Source organism: Gorillibacterium sp. CAU 1737, assembly GCF_039888655.1.
Taxonomy (GTDB): domain Bacteria; phylum Bacillota; class Bacilli; order Paenibacillales; family NBRC-103111; genus Gorillibacterium.
The window spans coordinates 147890-163470 of record NZ_JBDQQO010000009.1; the positions used below are offsets into that span (position 1 = coordinate 147890).

General features: G+C 55.9%; 14 protein-coding genes. 10 read left to right on the forward strand and 4 right to left on the reverse strand.

Annotated features, from left to right (window positions below; all coding sequences use genetic code 11):
- Nucleotides 1–24: 24 nt before the first annotated feature.
- From AAFN83_RS17940 to AAFN83_RS17975, 8 genes are all read left to right on the forward strand, one after another.
- Nucleotides 25–1218: an acetylornithine transaminase gene (locus AAFN83_RS17940; RefSeq protein WP_347771867.1), complete on the forward strand. Its 1194-nt coding sequence runs from the start codon at nucleotides 25–27 to the stop codon at nucleotides 1216–1218.
- Nucleotides 1219–1318: 100 nt separating this feature from the next.
- Nucleotides 1319–2269 (forward strand): ornithine carbamoyltransferase, encoded by a 951-nt coding sequence (gene argF, locus AAFN83_RS17945; RefSeq protein WP_347771869.1) that lies wholly within the window; start codon nucleotides 1319–1321, stop codon nucleotides 2267–2269.
- 41 nt (nucleotides 2270–2310) lie between these two features.
- Nucleotides 2311–3546 (forward strand): argininosuccinate synthase, encoded by a 1236-nt coding sequence (locus AAFN83_RS17950; protein ID WP_347771871.1) that lies wholly within the window; start codon nucleotides 2311–2313, stop codon nucleotides 3544–3546.
- 68 nt (nucleotides 3547–3614) lie between these two features.
- Nucleotides 3615–5021, forward strand: a complete 1407-nt coding sequence (gene argH / locus AAFN83_RS17955; protein ID WP_347771873.1) for an argininosuccinate lyase — start codon at nucleotides 3615–3617, stop codon at nucleotides 5019–5021.
- A gap of 533 nt (nucleotides 5022–5554) precedes the next feature.
- Entirely contained in the window at nucleotides 5555–6241 is a 687-nt protein-coding gene (gene ftsE, locus AAFN83_RS17960; protein WP_347771875.1) for a cell division ATP-binding protein FtsE, read from the forward strand.
- On the forward strand, nucleotides 6231–7136 hold the full coding sequence (ftsX, locus tag AAFN83_RS17965; RefSeq protein ID WP_347771877.1) for a permease-like cell division protein FtsX: 906 nt from the start codon (nucleotides 6231–6233) through the stop codon (nucleotides 7134–7136). The genes ftsE and ftsX overlap by 11 nt, the downstream gene beginning before the upstream one ends.
- Before the next feature lie 9 nt (nucleotides 7137–7145).
- Nucleotides 7146–8408 (forward strand): murein hydrolase activator EnvC family protein, encoded by a 1263-nt coding sequence (locus tag AAFN83_RS17970; protein WP_347771879.1) that lies wholly within the window; start codon nucleotides 7146–7148, stop codon nucleotides 8406–8408.
- A 71-nt stretch (nucleotides 8409–8479) separates the two neighbouring features.
- Nucleotides 8480–9979, forward strand: coding sequence for a S41 family peptidase (locus AAFN83_RS17975; protein ID WP_347771881.1), 1500 nt, complete (start codon nucleotides 8480–8482; stop codon nucleotides 9977–9979).
- Nucleotides 9980–10057: 78 nt separating this feature from the next.
- Here the strand turns inward: AAFN83_RS17975 and AAFN83_RS17980 are convergent, their stop codons facing one another.
- Nucleotides 10058–11086, reverse strand: coding sequence for an HAAS signaling domain-containing protein (locus AAFN83_RS17980; protein ID WP_347771883.1), 1029 nt, complete (start codon nucleotides 11084–11086; stop codon nucleotides 10058–10060).
- On the reverse strand, nucleotides 11070–11426 hold the full coding sequence (locus AAFN83_RS17985) for a PadR family transcriptional regulator (protein ID WP_347771885.1): 357 nt from the start codon (nucleotides 11424–11426) through the stop codon (nucleotides 11070–11072). Before AAFN83_RS17985 ends, AAFN83_RS17980 begins: the two co-directional genes overlap by 17 nt.
- Nucleotides 11427–11658: 232 nt before the next feature.
- On the opposite strand from AAFN83_RS17985, the gene AAFN83_RS17990 reads away from it, so the two are divergent.
- Together AAFN83_RS17990 and AAFN83_RS17995 are read left to right on the forward strand one after the other, a co-directional pair.
- Nucleotides 11659–12942, forward strand: coding sequence for a PDZ domain-containing protein (locus tag AAFN83_RS17990; protein WP_347771887.1), 1284 nt, complete (start codon nucleotides 11659–11661; stop codon nucleotides 12940–12942).
- 265 nt (nucleotides 12943–13207) lie between these two features.
- A complete protein-coding gene (locus AAFN83_RS17995) occupies nucleotides 13208–13771 on the forward strand; it encodes a hypothetical protein (RefSeq protein ID WP_347771889.1) in 564 nt (187 codons plus the stop codon).
- 27 nt (nucleotides 13772–13798) lie between these two features.
- Here the strand turns inward: AAFN83_RS17995 and AAFN83_RS18000 are convergent, their stop codons facing one another.
- Complete coding sequence (locus tag AAFN83_RS18000) at nucleotides 13799–14617, reverse strand: flagellar motor protein MotB (RefSeq protein ID WP_347771891.1); 819 nt, start codon at nucleotides 14615–14617, stop codon at nucleotides 13799–13801.
- On the reverse strand, nucleotides 14601–15398 hold the full coding sequence (locus AAFN83_RS18005; protein ID WP_347771893.1) for a flagellar motor protein: 798 nt from the start codon (nucleotides 15396–15398) through the stop codon (nucleotides 14601–14603). Before AAFN83_RS18005 ends, AAFN83_RS18000 begins: the two co-directional genes overlap by 17 nt.
- Between the last annotated feature and the right edge of the window lie 183 nt (nucleotides 15399–15581).

A 15581-nucleotide genomic window follows, 5' to 3' on the forward strand; every position in this document is an offset into this window, starting at 1 on the left:
ACCCTATGAAATGGAGTGAGAAGGATGGCTGAACCCGCAAGTGCGCTTTTCAACACCTACGCCCGTTTTCCCATTACCCTGGTGAAAGGCGACGGAACGAGGCTGTACGACGATACCGGCAAGGAATATCTCGATTTCATGTCGGGGCTTGCGGTGACGAGCCTCGGGCATGCCCCGCAGGTCGTCAAGGAGCGGCTTGTGGCTCAGCTCGATGAGCTGTGGCACTGCAGCAACCTGTTCCACAATCCGAATCAGGAGAAGCTGGCGAAGCTGCTTACCGAGAACAGCGGTGCAGACGCAGTTTTCTTCTGTAACAGCGGAGCGGAGGCGAACGAGGCGGCCATCAAGCTGGCTCGCCGCTATCACTCGAAGGTGTTGGAATCTGGACGCTACGAGATTATCACCTTCCACCAGTCGTTCCATGGACGGACGCTTGCGACGCTGACCGCCACCGGCCAGGACAAGGTCAAGGACGGCTACGATCCGCTTCCGACCGGATTTGTGCACGCCCCGTTCAATGACAGCAAAGCGTTAGAAGGGTATATTAACGATAAGACTTGTGCCATCATGTTAGAGATGGTGCAGGCGGAGGGCGGCGTCATTGAAGCTGATCCGGCCTTCGTGCAGGAGATTGCACGTCTCTGCGAGAAGCACAGCCTGCTCCTCATCGTCGACGAGGTGCAAACCGGCATGGGCCGTACCGGCAAGCTGTTTGCCCACCAGCATTACGGAATTGAGCCGGACATCTTCACCTTGGCCAAAGCGCTTGCCAGCGGCTTCCCGATGGGGGCCATGCTCGGCAAGGAGAAGCTGAAGGCCGCGTTCCAGCCCGGCACTCACGCCAGCACCTTCGGCGGGACTCCGATCGCTTCGGCTGCGGCTGTCGCTACGGTGGAGACGATGCTGGAGCAAGATATCCCCGCCCGAGCCGCGGAGCTGGGCGACTACTTGATCGCGGAGCTTACGGCCAAGCTGGCCGGGAATCCCTACGTAAAGGCCATTCGCGGCAAGGGCCTGATCCTGGGTATTGAATGTACGGGGCCTGTTTCCGCTGACGTCACGGCTATCCACCAAAAAGGGCTTCTCGTCGTCTCGGCCGGACCGAACGTCATTCGCCTGCTGCCGTCGCTCGTGATCACGAAAGAGGATATCGATCAGGCGATCACGATTATCGCCGGAGTCCTCGCGGAGCATAAGGCAGTTGTCAGCCGCGGCTGATTGGTGCGTGCGGCTGACGGCCTCCGCCAGCGGCTTTTGGATGGATGAGAGGATGAAGTTACTTTTTTTATAGAAGGAATGAGAGGAGCGGTTCGGTCTCATGGGAGCGGAACACTTGGAAGCCCTCGGCTTGAAGGGCCGGGATTTTCTCGGTCTGGCCGACTACACGCCGGATGAGCTGCGCAAGCTTATCGACCTCGGCATCGAATTAAAGAGAAAGAATAAGGCGAACGAGGTATTTCACCCTCTCGCCGGCAAGACGCTCGGCATGATCTTTGAGAAATCGTCCACACGTACCCGTGTTTCCTTTGAGGTTGGAATGTACCAGCTCGGCGGGCACGCGCTGTTCCTGTCGCGCAATGATCTGCAGATCGGCCGCGGTGAAATCATCTCGGATACGGCAGGAGTCCTGTCTCGCTACTTGGATGGGATTATGATCCGCACGTTTGGCCATGACATTTTGCTCGAACTAGCGGAGCATGCCTCCATTCCGGTGATCAACGCCCTGACCGATCATTCCCATCCGTGCCAGGCTCTCGCCGATTACATGACGGTGCTGGAGCACAAGGGCAAGCTCGAAGGATTGAAGATCGCCTACATCGGCGACGGCAACAACATGGCTCACTCGCTCATGATCGGCGGGGCGAAGCTTGGGCTTCATGTAGCGGTTGCTTCTCCTGAGGGCTATACGCCGGCGGAAGGTGTTCAAGCCGACACACGCGCCATCGCGGCGCAAACCGGTGGCTCGCTACTCGTGACCGGGGATGCCCGGGAAGCAATCGAGGGCGCCGACATCGTCTATACCGACGTATGGGCGAGCATGGGCTTCGAGGAAGAGCAGAAGATTCGCGAGAAAGCCTTTGCCGCCTACCAAGTGAACGAGGAGCTGGCTCGCTACGCGAAGCCGGACTACGTGTTCCTCCACTGCCTCCCGGCCCATCGGGGCGAAGAGGTAACGGCAGGCGTCATCGACAGCAAGCATTCCATTATTTTTGACGAAGCGGAGAACCGGCTGCACGCCCAGAAGGCGATTCTGGCCGCTCTCCTGTAAACGAGAACAGGACCTCACCTGGATAAGGAGCGAATTCACGCATGGCGAAGCAAAAAATCGTATTGGCCTACTCCGGCGGCCTGGATACTTCGGTCATTCTGACCTGGCTGAAGGAAACCTATGATGCGGAGATCATCACCTTCACCGCCGACATCGGCCAAGAGGACGAGTTGGACGGCCTGGAGGAAAAGGCGCTCAAGACCGGCGCAACCAAAGCCTACATCGACGACCTGAAGGCAGAGTTTTCGCAAGACTTCATCTACCCGATGTTCCAGGCAGGTGCTCTCTACGAGGGGCAATACCTGCTTGGAACCAGCATCGCCCGCCCGCTCATCGCGAAGCGGATGGTAGAGATCGCCCGTGCCGAAGGGGCGACGGCCATCGCCCACGGCGCAACGGGCAAGGGGAACGACCAGGTCCGCTTTGAGCTGACTGCGGCCGCCCTCGCCCCCGAGCTCGATGTGATCGCCCCTTGGCGGCTGGAAGCCTTCCGCGAGCAGTTCCCGGGACGCGCGGAGATGATCGCCTACGCCGAGAAGCACGGCATTGCGGTACAGGCAACGGCAGCCAAGCCGTATTCGACTGACCGCAACCTGCTCCACATCAGCTTCGAGAGCGGCATTCTCGAAGACCCGTGGTTTGACCCGAGCTCGGTCGAGAACAAGGACATGTTCGTGCTGAGCGTGGCCCCGGAGGATGCACCGGATGAGCCGGAGTACATCGAGCTGGAGTTCGCGCAAGGCAACTGCGTAGCAATCAACGGCGAGCAGCTGTCTCCGCTGGCTGTCATGCAGAAGCTGAACCAGCTCGGCGGCAAGCACGGCATCGGCCGCGTGGACATGGTGGAGAATCGCTTCGTCGGCATGAAGAGCCGCGGCGTGTACGAAACCCCGGGCGGTACCATCCTGTTCACCGCCCATCGCAAGATGGAGTCGCTGACGATGGACCGCGAGGTTATGCACCTGCGCGACTCGCTCATCGCCAAGTACGCGACCCTCGTCTACAACGGCTTCTGGTTCGCTCCCGAGCGGCACGCCATTCAGGCGCTCGTCACCGAGAGCCAGAAGAACGTGTCCGGCGTGGTGCGCCTGAAGCTCTATAAGGGCAACGTCATTGGCGCAGGCGTGAAGAGCGACGTGAGCCTCTACAACCCGAACATCGCCACGATGGAAGCGGACCCGACGCAGGCCTACAACCAGGGTGACGCGGCCGGCTTCATCCGGCTGAACGCCCTTCGCCTGAAGGTGGCTTCCGGCGTCGAACAAAACAACAAGTAGTGAATCCATTTCGAGAAGGCTCCGCGCCCGTCAGGTGCGGGGCCTGCTTGAGGAAATGAGGGATAGACGTGTCCAAGCTGTGGGGAGGACGCTTTACGAAGCCGACCAATCAGTTGGTGGAGGAATATACCGCCTCGATCCTGTTCGACAAGGAGCTGGCGGAGGAGGACGTTCAAGGGAGCCTGGCCCACGTGGCCATGCTCGGCAAATGCGGGATTATCCCGGAGGAGGATGCGGCGACCATCGCCAACGGGCTCCGCAGCGTGCTGACGCGTATCCGCGCTGGTGAACTCGCGTTTCATGTGGGGGACGAAGACATCCACATGAACATCGAGAAGGCGCTCATCGCCGAGGTCGGTCCGGTGGGCGGCAAGCTGCATACCGGCCGCAGCCGCAACGACCAGGTGGCGACCGACATGCACCTGTACCTGCGCAAGCGCACGGTTGAACTTACCGGGCTGCTCCTTAAGCTGCAGGAGGCTTTGCTCGGCCAGGCGGAGGCGAACCTCGACACGATACTGCCGGGCTATACGCATCTGCAGCGGGCGCAGCCGATCCTGCTTGCGCACCACCTGCTCGCGTATGTCTCCATGCTGGAGCGGGACATCAGCCGCTTCAAGGATAGCTACAAGCGCGTGAACGTGCTGCCGCTCGGGGCAGGGGCGCTCGCCGGGACGACCTTCCCGATCGACCGACATTTTGTCGCAAGCGAGCTTGGCTTCGACGGCGTCTACGAGAACAGCCTCGATGCGGTGAGCGACCGCGATTTCATTGTCGAATTTCTCGCGAACGCCTCGCTCGTCATGGCGCATCTATCCCGCCTCAGCGAGGAACTCGTCCTCTGGTCGAGCACCGAGTTCGGCTTTATCGAGCTGGATGATGCCTTCTGCACCGGCAGCAGCATCATGCCGCAGAAGAAAAACCCGGATGTCCCCGAGCTCGTCCGCGGCAAGACGGGACGGGTCTACGGCAACCTGGTCGGCCTTCTCACCGTGCTGAAGTCCCTGCCTCTCGCCTACAACAAAGACATGCAAGAGGACAAGGAAGGGATGTTTGACACGGTTCGCACGCTGGAGGGCGCCCTTCAGCTGTTTGCTCCGATGATCGACACCATGAAGGTGCGCAAGGAGCGGATGCGCCAAGCGGTAAATCAGGATTTCTCCAACGCCACGGACATCGCCGATTATCTCGTGACGAAGGGCCTTCCTTTCCGACAGGCGCATGAAGTCATCGGCCGGCTGGTGCTCTATGGAATCCAGCACGACAAGTTCCTGCTCGATCTGACCCTGGAGGAATTCCGCTCGTTCTCCGAGCTGTTCGACAAGGATATCTACACGGTGTTGGAGCCGGAGCATGTTGTGAATGCGCGCAACGTCTACGGCGGGACTGCACGCGTCCAAGTCGAAGCCGCGCTCACGCGCGCCAAGAAGACCGCATCGGTTACAGCGGAATGGATAGCGGCGCATGAAGGCTGACCCTGCCCGCATGTGAGCACAATTCGAATATCGATCCATCGAATGAACCCCTCTCGCGAAGAGCGTTATGGTCGGACTCCGGCCTGCTCGTCATGGGAGGGGTTTTCTTTTGATAGAGAAGTTCCTGTAGATTGGGAGGCAACGCTCGGAAGAAGAGTCTCGTTTGAGTCCGTCCGCTCGCCATAATTCTTTGGACTTTTCGGAGAATTCGAACGAAAAAGGGGGCATTTTGCCTTGTCGGTCCTTGGGGGGTCATGTACAATAAGAGTCATGTCACGTGAACGGGGGGCCGATCGCTAGCTTTGCTATGCGCTTCGCCCCTGCTGTCTTGCTAGATTCGCACCAGGATGCCCGTCAGCCGCGCAAGCACTCTGAATTTTTTGAAAAATGGTGAGAGTTCCTCGTCAGCCCGGAGGAATTTGACCGCAATTGTCGAAGTGATAAAGGCACGTTGTCAACCAATCGGTTGATGCAAGCTTTAGAGCGTGTTTGCTAACATGCTCAGGGCTTTACTAGTGACAGGAAGTGATGATGTGATTGAAATGCATGACGTCTGGAAGACCTATCCGGACGGCACGGAGGCCATCCGTGGAATGAACCTGAAAGTGGATGCTAATGAATTTGTCTATGTCGTAGGTCCCTCTGGTGCGGGCAAGTCTACGTTTATGAAAATGATATATCGGGAAGAGAAGCCGACGAAGGGAACGATCTTCGTCAACGGCTTCAACCTCGGCAAGCTGAAGGCGCGCAAGATTCCCTTTGTTCGTCGGAACATCGGGGTCATTTTCCAGGATTTCCGTCTACTTCCCAAGCTGACGGTGGCGGAGAACGTCGCCTTTGCGCTGGAAGTCATTGAGGCGCCCAAGCGGTTGATCAAGCGGCGTACCTCGGAAGTGCTTGAGCTCGTCAAGCTGCGGGACAAGGCCGACTCGTTCCCGAACCAGCTGTCAGGCGGAGAGCAGCAGCGCGTGGCAATCGCTCGCGCCATCGTAAACAACCCGGCCGTCATCATCGCGGACGAGCCTACGGGGAACCTTGACCCCGATACGTCGTGGGAAATCATGAAGCTCCTGGACGAAATCAACTACCGGGGCTCCACGATTATTATGGCGACCCACAACAAGGAGATCGTCAACACCCGACGCAGACGCGTCATCGCCATCGAGAAGGGGCAGATCGCCCGCGACCAGCAGAGAGGGGAATACGGCTATGAAGATTAGCACCCTCAGAAGGCATCTGCGGGAGGGAAGCCGAAGCCTCTATCGAAATGGCTGGATGACGTTCGCCTCAATCAGCTCGATCAGCATCTCGCTGTTCATTCTAGGGCTGTTCCTCATTCTCGGAATCAATGTCAATCACATGTCCAAACAGATTGAAGATCAGGTAACCATCCAGGCCTTCCTGCAGCTGGAGACTCCGCAAGACGTTCGTCAGGAAATCCAGAAGAAGATTGAAGCGATGCCGGAAGTCCGCAAAGTAGTGTTCATCTCCAAGGAAGAAGCTTTGGAGGAAATGCGTGAGACAATGGGGGATCCGCTGGAAGGACTCGACGGGGAAAACAACCCGCTTCCCGACGGCTTCGATATCGAAGTGAAGGACCCGCGCAACGTGCAGAGCGTAACCGATCAAATTCTCAGCTTGAACGAGGGTAGAGAACCGAAGCCCCTCGAGCAGGTGAAATACGGCAAGGACACCATCGACGCGCTGTTCAAGGTAACGTCGATCGTCCGAACCATCGGCCTTGCTTTTGTCATCGCCTTAGTTTTTACCTCCATGTTCCTCATCTCAAACACGATCAAGCTGACGATTCTTGCCCGCAACCGCGAGATCAAGATCATGAAGCTGGTCGGCGCCACGAACGGCTTCATTCGCTGGCCGTTCTTTATCGAGGGGGCACTGATCGGGTTTCAGGGAGCACTCATTCCCGCCGCTCTGCTCACCTACGGGTATCACTTGATGCTGGAGTTTCTCCAGCCGGGATTGGTCACGGTTATGCTGAAAATGGCGCCTTTTGAGTCGACGGTGTACCCGGTTGCGGGTGTGCTGATGCTCATCGGTCTCGCCATCGGCATCTGGGGAAGCACGCTGTCGGTTCGCAAATTCTTGAAGGTGTAGGGGGATGGGATGTTGAAACGGACCCGAACGACATGGATGGTCTCCATCTTGACGGCTGCTTTGCTGCTTCAGCCCTTGACGGTGACGGCAGGAGCGAAGGAAGACATTGCGAAGCAGCTTTCCGAGCTGCGCAAGCAGGAACAGCAGACCGCTCAGCAGCAAAAGGCGGCTGATCAAAAAGCTTCGAACCTCAAGGATCAAAAGCAGAAGCAGGTCGTCTCCCTGAAGGACCTTCAAACCGACATCAAAACACAAGGGGACAAGCTCTCCAAGCTGGAGACCAAGATTGCCGATACGAGCCTGAAGCTTCAGGAAACGGGGCATCAGCTGGAAGAAGCGGAGGAGCGGGTAGAGAAGCGGGATACGCTGCTCAAATCGCGGGTGCGCATGATGTATACGAAGGGCTCCGTCTCTTACCTGGACGTGATGCTCAGTGCAACGAGCTTCTCGGATTTTATCAACCGCTTTGATTCCATCAAGGCGCTGGTAGGTCAGGACAAGAAGATTCTCTCCGAGAACAAGAAGGATCGCAACGAGATCGCCGACATGAAGAAGGACGTGGAAGCGAAGCTCGCCGAAGTGAAGACGATGTATGCGGATGCCGAAACCTTGAAGGCGTCTCTGATGGACAAGGAGAAGCGCGTCAAGGCGGTGATCGCCAGCTTGTCCCAGCAAGAGTCGGAGCAGGAAGAGCTAAGCGAAGAGGCGGAGGCGGACTTGATCAACCTCGCCAAGAAGAAGCAGGAGCTCTACGCCGAACAGCGGGCGGTTCTGGCCAAAGAAGCGGAAGAAAAACGGAAAAAGGCCGAAGAGGAACGCCGGAAGAAGGCCGCTCAGGCACAAGGCAGCAACCAAACGGCATCCAGCTCGCATAATGGGCAATTGCTGTGGCCGGTTCCGTCGAGCAACACGATCAGTTCCACGTTCGGCTACCGTGTTGACCCCATTGCGGGCTATCGCAAGCTGCACAAGGGTGTCGATATCGCTGCTCCGCGAGGAACGCAGATTGTTGCCGCGGAATCCGGTACGGTGCTGATTGCTTCCTGGACAAACGGATACGGCAACACCATCGTCATTGACCATGGCGGCGGGATGTGGACGTGGTACGGTCACATCATGGAAGGCGGCATCTACGTAGGCGAAGGTGATACCGTGAAGCGCGGGCAGGTCATCGCCGGCGTTGGGAGCACGGGCGATTCCACCGGCAACCATCTCCATTTTGAGGTGCGAATCAACGAAAGCCCGGTTAATCCCCTGCCCTATATTCAATAGAGATACTAAACCGTACAGGCCTGACATATACTGAACAGAGAGACAGGCCCGCATAAGGTGGTGGAGGTTCTATGGTATTTAAAGGTCGTACGGTGATAGCGATGGTGCTGCTGGCTATTTTGGCCGGCAGCCTTTTCACGATGGCAGTAACGGACTCTCCCGTTTGGGAAAGAAAGCCGTCGTCTGCGTCATCAGGTTCACCGGCCAACACTCCGGCTGCGACAACCTCATCCTCCGGATCATCCGGGGATGACAAGCTGTCCACGCAGGAGCTGGAGAAGGTCGAGAAGGCTTATGAACTCATTGAGTCCAACTTCCTCACCAAGGTCGACAAGGACAAGGTCATCAACGGAGCGATCCACGGCATGCTGGACGCGCTGGATGACCCATACACGACCTACATGGACCAGGAGGAAGCCAAGCAATTCGATGAAATGATCAGCTCTTCGTTTCAAGGGATCGGGGCCGAGTGCTCCCTGGTTAATGGGGTTGTGACCGTCACGGCGCCGATCAAGGGTTCACCTGCCGAGAAGGCGGGCATCCGCTCTGGAGACGCCATCCTGTCGGTAAACGGAGAGAAGCTCGACGGCCTCACGCTCAACCAGGCGGTCATGAAGATCCGCGGGCCGAAGGGGACGCAAGCGAAGCTGACCATTTTGAAGGCGGGGTCCAAGGTACCGCAGGAGATCATCATCGTTCGCGATGACATTCCGCTGGAAACGGTCTATGCCGAGATGGTCACGGATGAGATCGGCAAGATTGAAATCAGTCAATTTTCAACGGACACGGCGAAGCGCTTCTCGGAAGAGCTTGCGAATCTGGAGAAGAAGGGCATGAAGGGCCTCATCATCGACGTTCGCGACGATCCCGGCGGTCTGCTCGATTCCGTGCTCAACATCGCGGAGCACTTTGTACCGAAGGGCAAGACGGTCCTCCAAGTGGAAGACAAGGACGGACAGCGCAGTGCTCAGGCAGCCGAAGGGAAATATCCGGTGCGCACCTACCCGGTGACGGTGTTGATCAACGGCGGCAGCGCGAGTGCATCGGAGATCCTGGCCGGCATCGTGAAGGAAGCCATCGGCGGCCAACTGGTGGGCGAGAAATCCTTCGGCAAGGGAACCGTTCAGGTGACGTATGAGAAGGAAATGGGCGACGGCAGCAACATCAAGATGACCGTGATGAAGTGGCTGACGCCAAACGGCAACTGGATTCACAAAAAGGGCATCGAGCCCGACATCAAGGTGGAGCAACCCGCTGTGTACAACCTGACGGTATTCTCCAAGGAGAAAACGCTCAAAGTGGACATGGTGGGAGAAGAGGTCAAGAAGCTTCAGGTCATGCTGGAGGCCCTCGGCTATAAGCCAGACCGGCAGGATGGCTATTTCAGCCCATCGACGACGGCTCAGGTGAAGGCGTTCCAGAAAGCCAAGAAGCTGACCGTCACCGGCGAGGCTGACGCCAAGACGATGGAAGCCATTGAGCAGGCGGTTATGCTCATGCTCCGCGATTCCAAGAACGATGCGCAGCTGAAGGCGGCCATCGAGGCAACAGAGAAGCGGCTCGCCAAGTAAGCCGCTGGCGTAGAAGACACGAAACCCTTTCCCCGTGTGGATAGTCGCATGGGGAAAGGGTTTTGATTTTTGTCCAAATTATGCTTGCCTTTTGGCCTTCATCGTTTTGTAGATAGCCTTGCCGGACTCGACCAAATAACCGATTGCAACCAAGATGGAGATCAGGGCGAGGATTGAACGCCCCCCGCTCATTCCCCAAAGGCGCAGGGTACTCAGTTCCTCCCAATCCACACTGTTGAAATAAGCGATGGACTCCGAACTGAGGATGTCCGGGCTGTTCAGCAAGTAAATCATAATGACCATGCTGATCAGGCTGCTGATAACGACTGTGCCGCAAACGACAGGGGTCCATCTGCGGTATTTGATTTTGCATGCGCTGGCGATTAGGCCGAGAAGGGCCATTCCCAGAATGGGGGGGATAAAGTAATGCAAGAAGGCAGGGTTGAACAAGTTGCTGATTTTTGTATCTCCATTGTTTAGGGATATCAGGAAAGGGATCTTCCCGCTGCAAATCAGAAGAGCGAAGAACGTGAATACGATCGTCATGACCATTTCGGCAATGCCCTCCGACAAGGGAATTTTGCCTCTGTCATGCGCCGGGACCTCCGGCAGGTCTTCAATTTTCCATTCCTCCGTTTTGCCGCTCTCTGCCTTGTCCTTCGTTCGATCCGCGATCACAAAGCCGATCGTCGTCCACAGAAGCGCTTGAAAAGCGGCTTGGAATGCCAGGGAAATGCCCGTGGAAACCATGTCGCCTGTTAGGGAGATAACCTGAACTTGGTCCTCCTTCATCGTATCCAGAGCGCCCAAGATCAAGCCGGCGACCAGGGCTATGCCGCCCACCAGAGGTAAGATCATCTTTAACGTGCGCACGTAGCTTTCATAGTAGGCCGGTGAGATCAGGTATCGAGGCTTCTGCCGGTATTTCTCCGCCAGCAAGGAAGGGGAGCCCAGCTCAACCAAAACCGCCTTCACTTCCTCCTCGTCAGGATGATCCGATAGCATGTCATAGATGTTCGACTTCAACTCCCTGCTCACATCATCCCGGTCCTTTTCAGGCAGTTGGCGCACTACATCATAAACATAACGATCAATCCACTTCTCCATGGTCTCCGTCCTCTCTGCAAATCGATTCGATGTTTCCCTGCATCTTTCTCCACTCGTTCAGAAGCTCTTTGTATACCGTTTGGCCTTTCTCGTTCAGCGTGTAGTACTTTCTCGGCCGGCTTTCGCTCGTATCCCAGTCGCTGACCAGCAGTCCTTGACTTTCCAGGCGGCGTAAAAGAGGGTATAAGGTGTTCGCTTCGATCTCGATGTTCTTCTCCTGCATGGTTTGAAGCAGGGCATACCCATAATGGGACTGTCTCAGGCACCCCAAAACCGCCAGGGTTAGGCTGCCTCGACGGAGCTCCGTAATAAAGCTCTGGATTGGATCGTTATCTGGCATGGTATCACCTCCCTGTCATTATACTGTGTGTCACACAATAATATCAATATAATTTTATTGCGCAATTCACATCTATGTGTCGGCTTCAGGAAGAAACAGTTTGAGTCTCAGTACGCTTGTGGATGATCCATGCAATGGATAAAAAATGGAAATCAGACGAATCGTGAAGGAATCCGTTCTCCTGCGTCGAAGAGGAAGAGGATGAATTCAATTTAGAAGGAGACAGCGAACCATGAATGGAACCGAAGAGCTTCTCTACCGGCTTCTCGCCGCAATCGGCAGGCTGGCGCTGAATCCCTTTTACTACATTGGCATTCTCTTCGTGGTGATCCAGTATCGTCGCCATATCATATTGGAGCGAAAGTTCTTTGCCAGTCGGCTCCACTCGCTCGGGCAGGAGACGTGGCGAACGGTCGCATGGGGGCTCTTGGCCGGAACACTTGCTTCCCTGCTGCTCGCCGTGACCGGGGTCAAGCTGGACGCCGGGGCGGTTGTGCTCCTGTGGGGCTTGACGCTGGGCTTGCTCTTTGTGCGTGTTCGATACCTCTGCTTGGCTTATTCGGCAGGCCTACTCGGCCTGTTGCACATGGTAGCCCCTCATATTCCGGGCTGGGGAGAGAATGCGTCCTTCCGCTGGTTTTATCAGACCGTGGATCAGATGGATTTGCCGTCTCTGTTCGTGCTGGTAGCCATCCTGCACCTGTTGGAGGCGGGGCTTATTCGCTTTCAGGGAAACCGTCTCGCCACTCCCTTGTTCGTGGAGAGCAAGCGCGGCAAGATCGTAGGCAGCTATCAGCTGCAGGGATTCTGGCCGGTCCCGCTGTTTCTCCTCGCCCCGGTAACGGACGGAGGCGTTGCCCTTCCCTGGACACCGCTCTTGTCCGGCTCTTGGGGAGCCGCTCAATGGGACGTGCTCGTCCTGCCCGCAGTGATCGGCTTCACGGGCCTCACCTTGAGCCGTTTGCCTGAGGCGAAGCTTCGCCAGACGGCGGGGCTGCTTCTCGTCTACGGCACCGTCCTGCTCGCCGGAGCGCTTGTCTCGGCCTGGTGGTCTCCGTTCGGTTGGGTGGCGGCGCTTGCATCCATTGTGCTGCACGAGGCCGTCATGGCCTACGGCGATTGGACGGAACGCCGGCGTCCCCCCATCTACGTGAACGGCCCCAAGGGGCTGACCATCCTCGCGATCCTGCCGGGAAGTCCTTCCCAAGCGGCGGGGCTTGCCGTGGGCGAGGTCGTGCACAAGGTCAACGGCATGCCGGTGCGTACGCGGGAGGAGCTTCACGAAGCGCTCCGGCTGAACTCCGCCTTCTGCAAGCTGGAGGTGCTCAACCACGCCGGAGAGAGCAAGTTTGTGAGCCGCGCGCTCTACGAGGACGAGCACCACCAGCTCGGGATCGTCATCGCTCCTGACGATGATGCCCCTTACTTTATCGAGGAAAAGGATTTCTCTTTCCCGTCGTATGTTCGCCGCAAGTGGATGGGGGTACTGCGGAACGATCGGCAACAAGGCTTGTAGACGAGTGGAACCCAAACTTAATTTGAACGCAGAAATGGAGACCATGCGCCAAGGGCCGTGGTCTTTTTTGTATGTGGAGGAACATGACGTAGATGGGGAGAATTCGACAGGGGAAGAGGGGAGCGGGCATGTCGCATTTGGAGAGCCAAAGTTGCTGTATGGGAAAGAAGGAAAATGTTGAAAAATGTAGAATTAATAGCATCGAAATCTACATGGAATCATCTGGGCAAGCACAATGCGGGAAGTATGAAAGTGAAGGATACCAGTGAAAAAGAGCAAATATGGCTCAGCCGCCATTTCCATTCTATTAATCGCGTTTGGTCTCTACCAAGTCATGCCATGGATTTTGACCGAGGTTGTCTCTCTCTTTAACCCGAGCCTCCCTAAACCTGCTATCACCTATGAAGAGTTCCCCTTCCGTCTAGAATATGAGATTCATGGGCAGAAAAAGGTCATTGAGGACACATTAATTTGTGAGTATGATGGCGTGAGCATAAACGAAGGAAACGGGAAGTCAAGGAAGTGGAAGCAGAGATTTGAAAGTGGTAGAGAAGAGATCATTCTGCTAAAAATGGCAGGAACGAATGAAATATCTTATTCTCCAGGACCTGCAAGATACTATATGGGGGATTCGAGCTATTCGTTTAAAGATTTCTTTCCAGATGCCAGCATAACGGAATTAGTTGGCGGCTTCCTGGAAACAAGAAGGATTCGGTCAGACGAGCTTTTCAAAATGTATGGAATCAGACTATTAAAGTGGGAAATATCCCCGCCTATCGTAAACTCTTTTACACAAAAACACCGCTTATCCCAGAAACTCTCGAGGTAAGCGGTGTTTGGCTTTTGAAGAGGTCGACTAGCGAAGAATGACAATCTCGACGCGGCGGTTCTTTTGGCGGTTGACTTCGGAGTCATTCTTCGCCACCGGCTTTGTGTCCGCGTAAGCGACGGAACGGAATGTATCGCGCGAGATTCCTTTTTGCTCAGTGAAATACCGGACAACGGAGAGCGACCGTTCCGAGGAGAGACGCCAGTTGTCCTGGAACTTGGCTCCACTGGAGAGCGGCAGGTCGTCGGTGTGCCCTTCGACGCTGATCTGGGCGCCATGCAGGTCCGGGAACAGTGTGCCCATCTTATCCAGAACCGGGTAAGCTCCAGATTTCAGAGTAGCACTGCCCAGATCAAACAGGAAGTAATCCTTCAGTGTGACGATGATGCCCCGATCGGTATCGACTGCAGACACCGTCGCCTGCAGCTTGTTGTCATCAATATAGCTCGTGATGATCTTCAGGAGGCCCTGAAGCTCGTTTTCTCTTTGCTGCTCTGCCTTCTGTTGCTCCGCAGGGGTCTCAGCTTTCGTATCGTTCGCCCGGGTTTCTTCCCCGGCTTTCTTTTTGGAATCGTCCGAGTCATTGTCCGCCTTCTGATCCTTCTTCGGATCGGTTTCGCCGACGAGGCCGCTTCCTCCTCCGCCTTGAGGCATGACGGAGTCGGATTTGTTGAACTGAAATTGCAGCGATTGGGCCAACTGGTTGTATTTCGCCACATCGACTTTACTCATGGAGTACATGATGACGAAGAATACCAGCAGCAGCGTGATCAAGTCGGAATAGGTAACGAGCCAACGCTCGTTGTTCTCGTGCTCGGCATGCTTTTTTTTACTTCTCCTCGACATTTCCTTCCCCACCTGCCCTGGCTTTATTCTTCCCATCCTTATCATGCAGGAAGGAGGTCAGCTTCTTCTTGATGAGCTGCGGGTTTTCACCGGCTTGGAGGGCCAGGATGCCTTCGAGCATCAGCTCCATGTCGGATACAAGAGCTTTGCTGCGCATTTTGATCTTGGTTCCAACCGGCAAATAAAGAACGTTCGCGCTCGCAACCCCGTACAGGGTTGCTGTGAACGCAACGGCGATCTTCGGTCCGAGCGAATCCGGATCACTCAGGTTCCCCAGAACGTGAATCAATCCAAGTACCGTACCAATAATCCCGATGGTCGGTGCATACCCGCCGGCGGCTTCGAAGATTTTGGCATAGCCTTCATGTTTCGATTCGATGGCTTCCATCTCGAGTTCCATGATCTGGCGGGTGAGCTCCGGGTCTGTTCCATCGACGACCATGAGCAAGCCTTCTTTTAAAAACGGATTGGTGTGCTCTTGCGCGCGTTGCTCCAACGCCAGTACGCCTTCCCGGCGGGCAATCGTAGCCATGTCAACGATCTCATCGATAATTTGCCCGGGGTCGCGCTTGGGTTCCTTGAAAGCCATACCGAACGCCTTTGGCAAATCCTTGAGGCTTGACATCGGAAAGCTGACGATTACTGCTCCGAAGGTACCCCCGAATACGATGATCGCCGCTGTATAAATCCATAGCGACCCCAAGTGACCGCCTTCCAGCATAAAGCCCCCAACCAGGGATACTAAGCCAAGCACCATACCGATAATTGTTGTAATGTCCACAACGTCCACTCCAGTTCTGAGGTAGATTGCAGCCTGTGTAAGATGCTTCCAAAGATTGCAACACAGGAGGAAAATAAGGTATAATAAACGAACATGCATTCCTATTTTCCGGGTTAAGCTCATCCCTTTCTATATCGGAACGGGAAGCGTTAAATGTTAGAGCATTTCCTTAAAGGGGCAGGT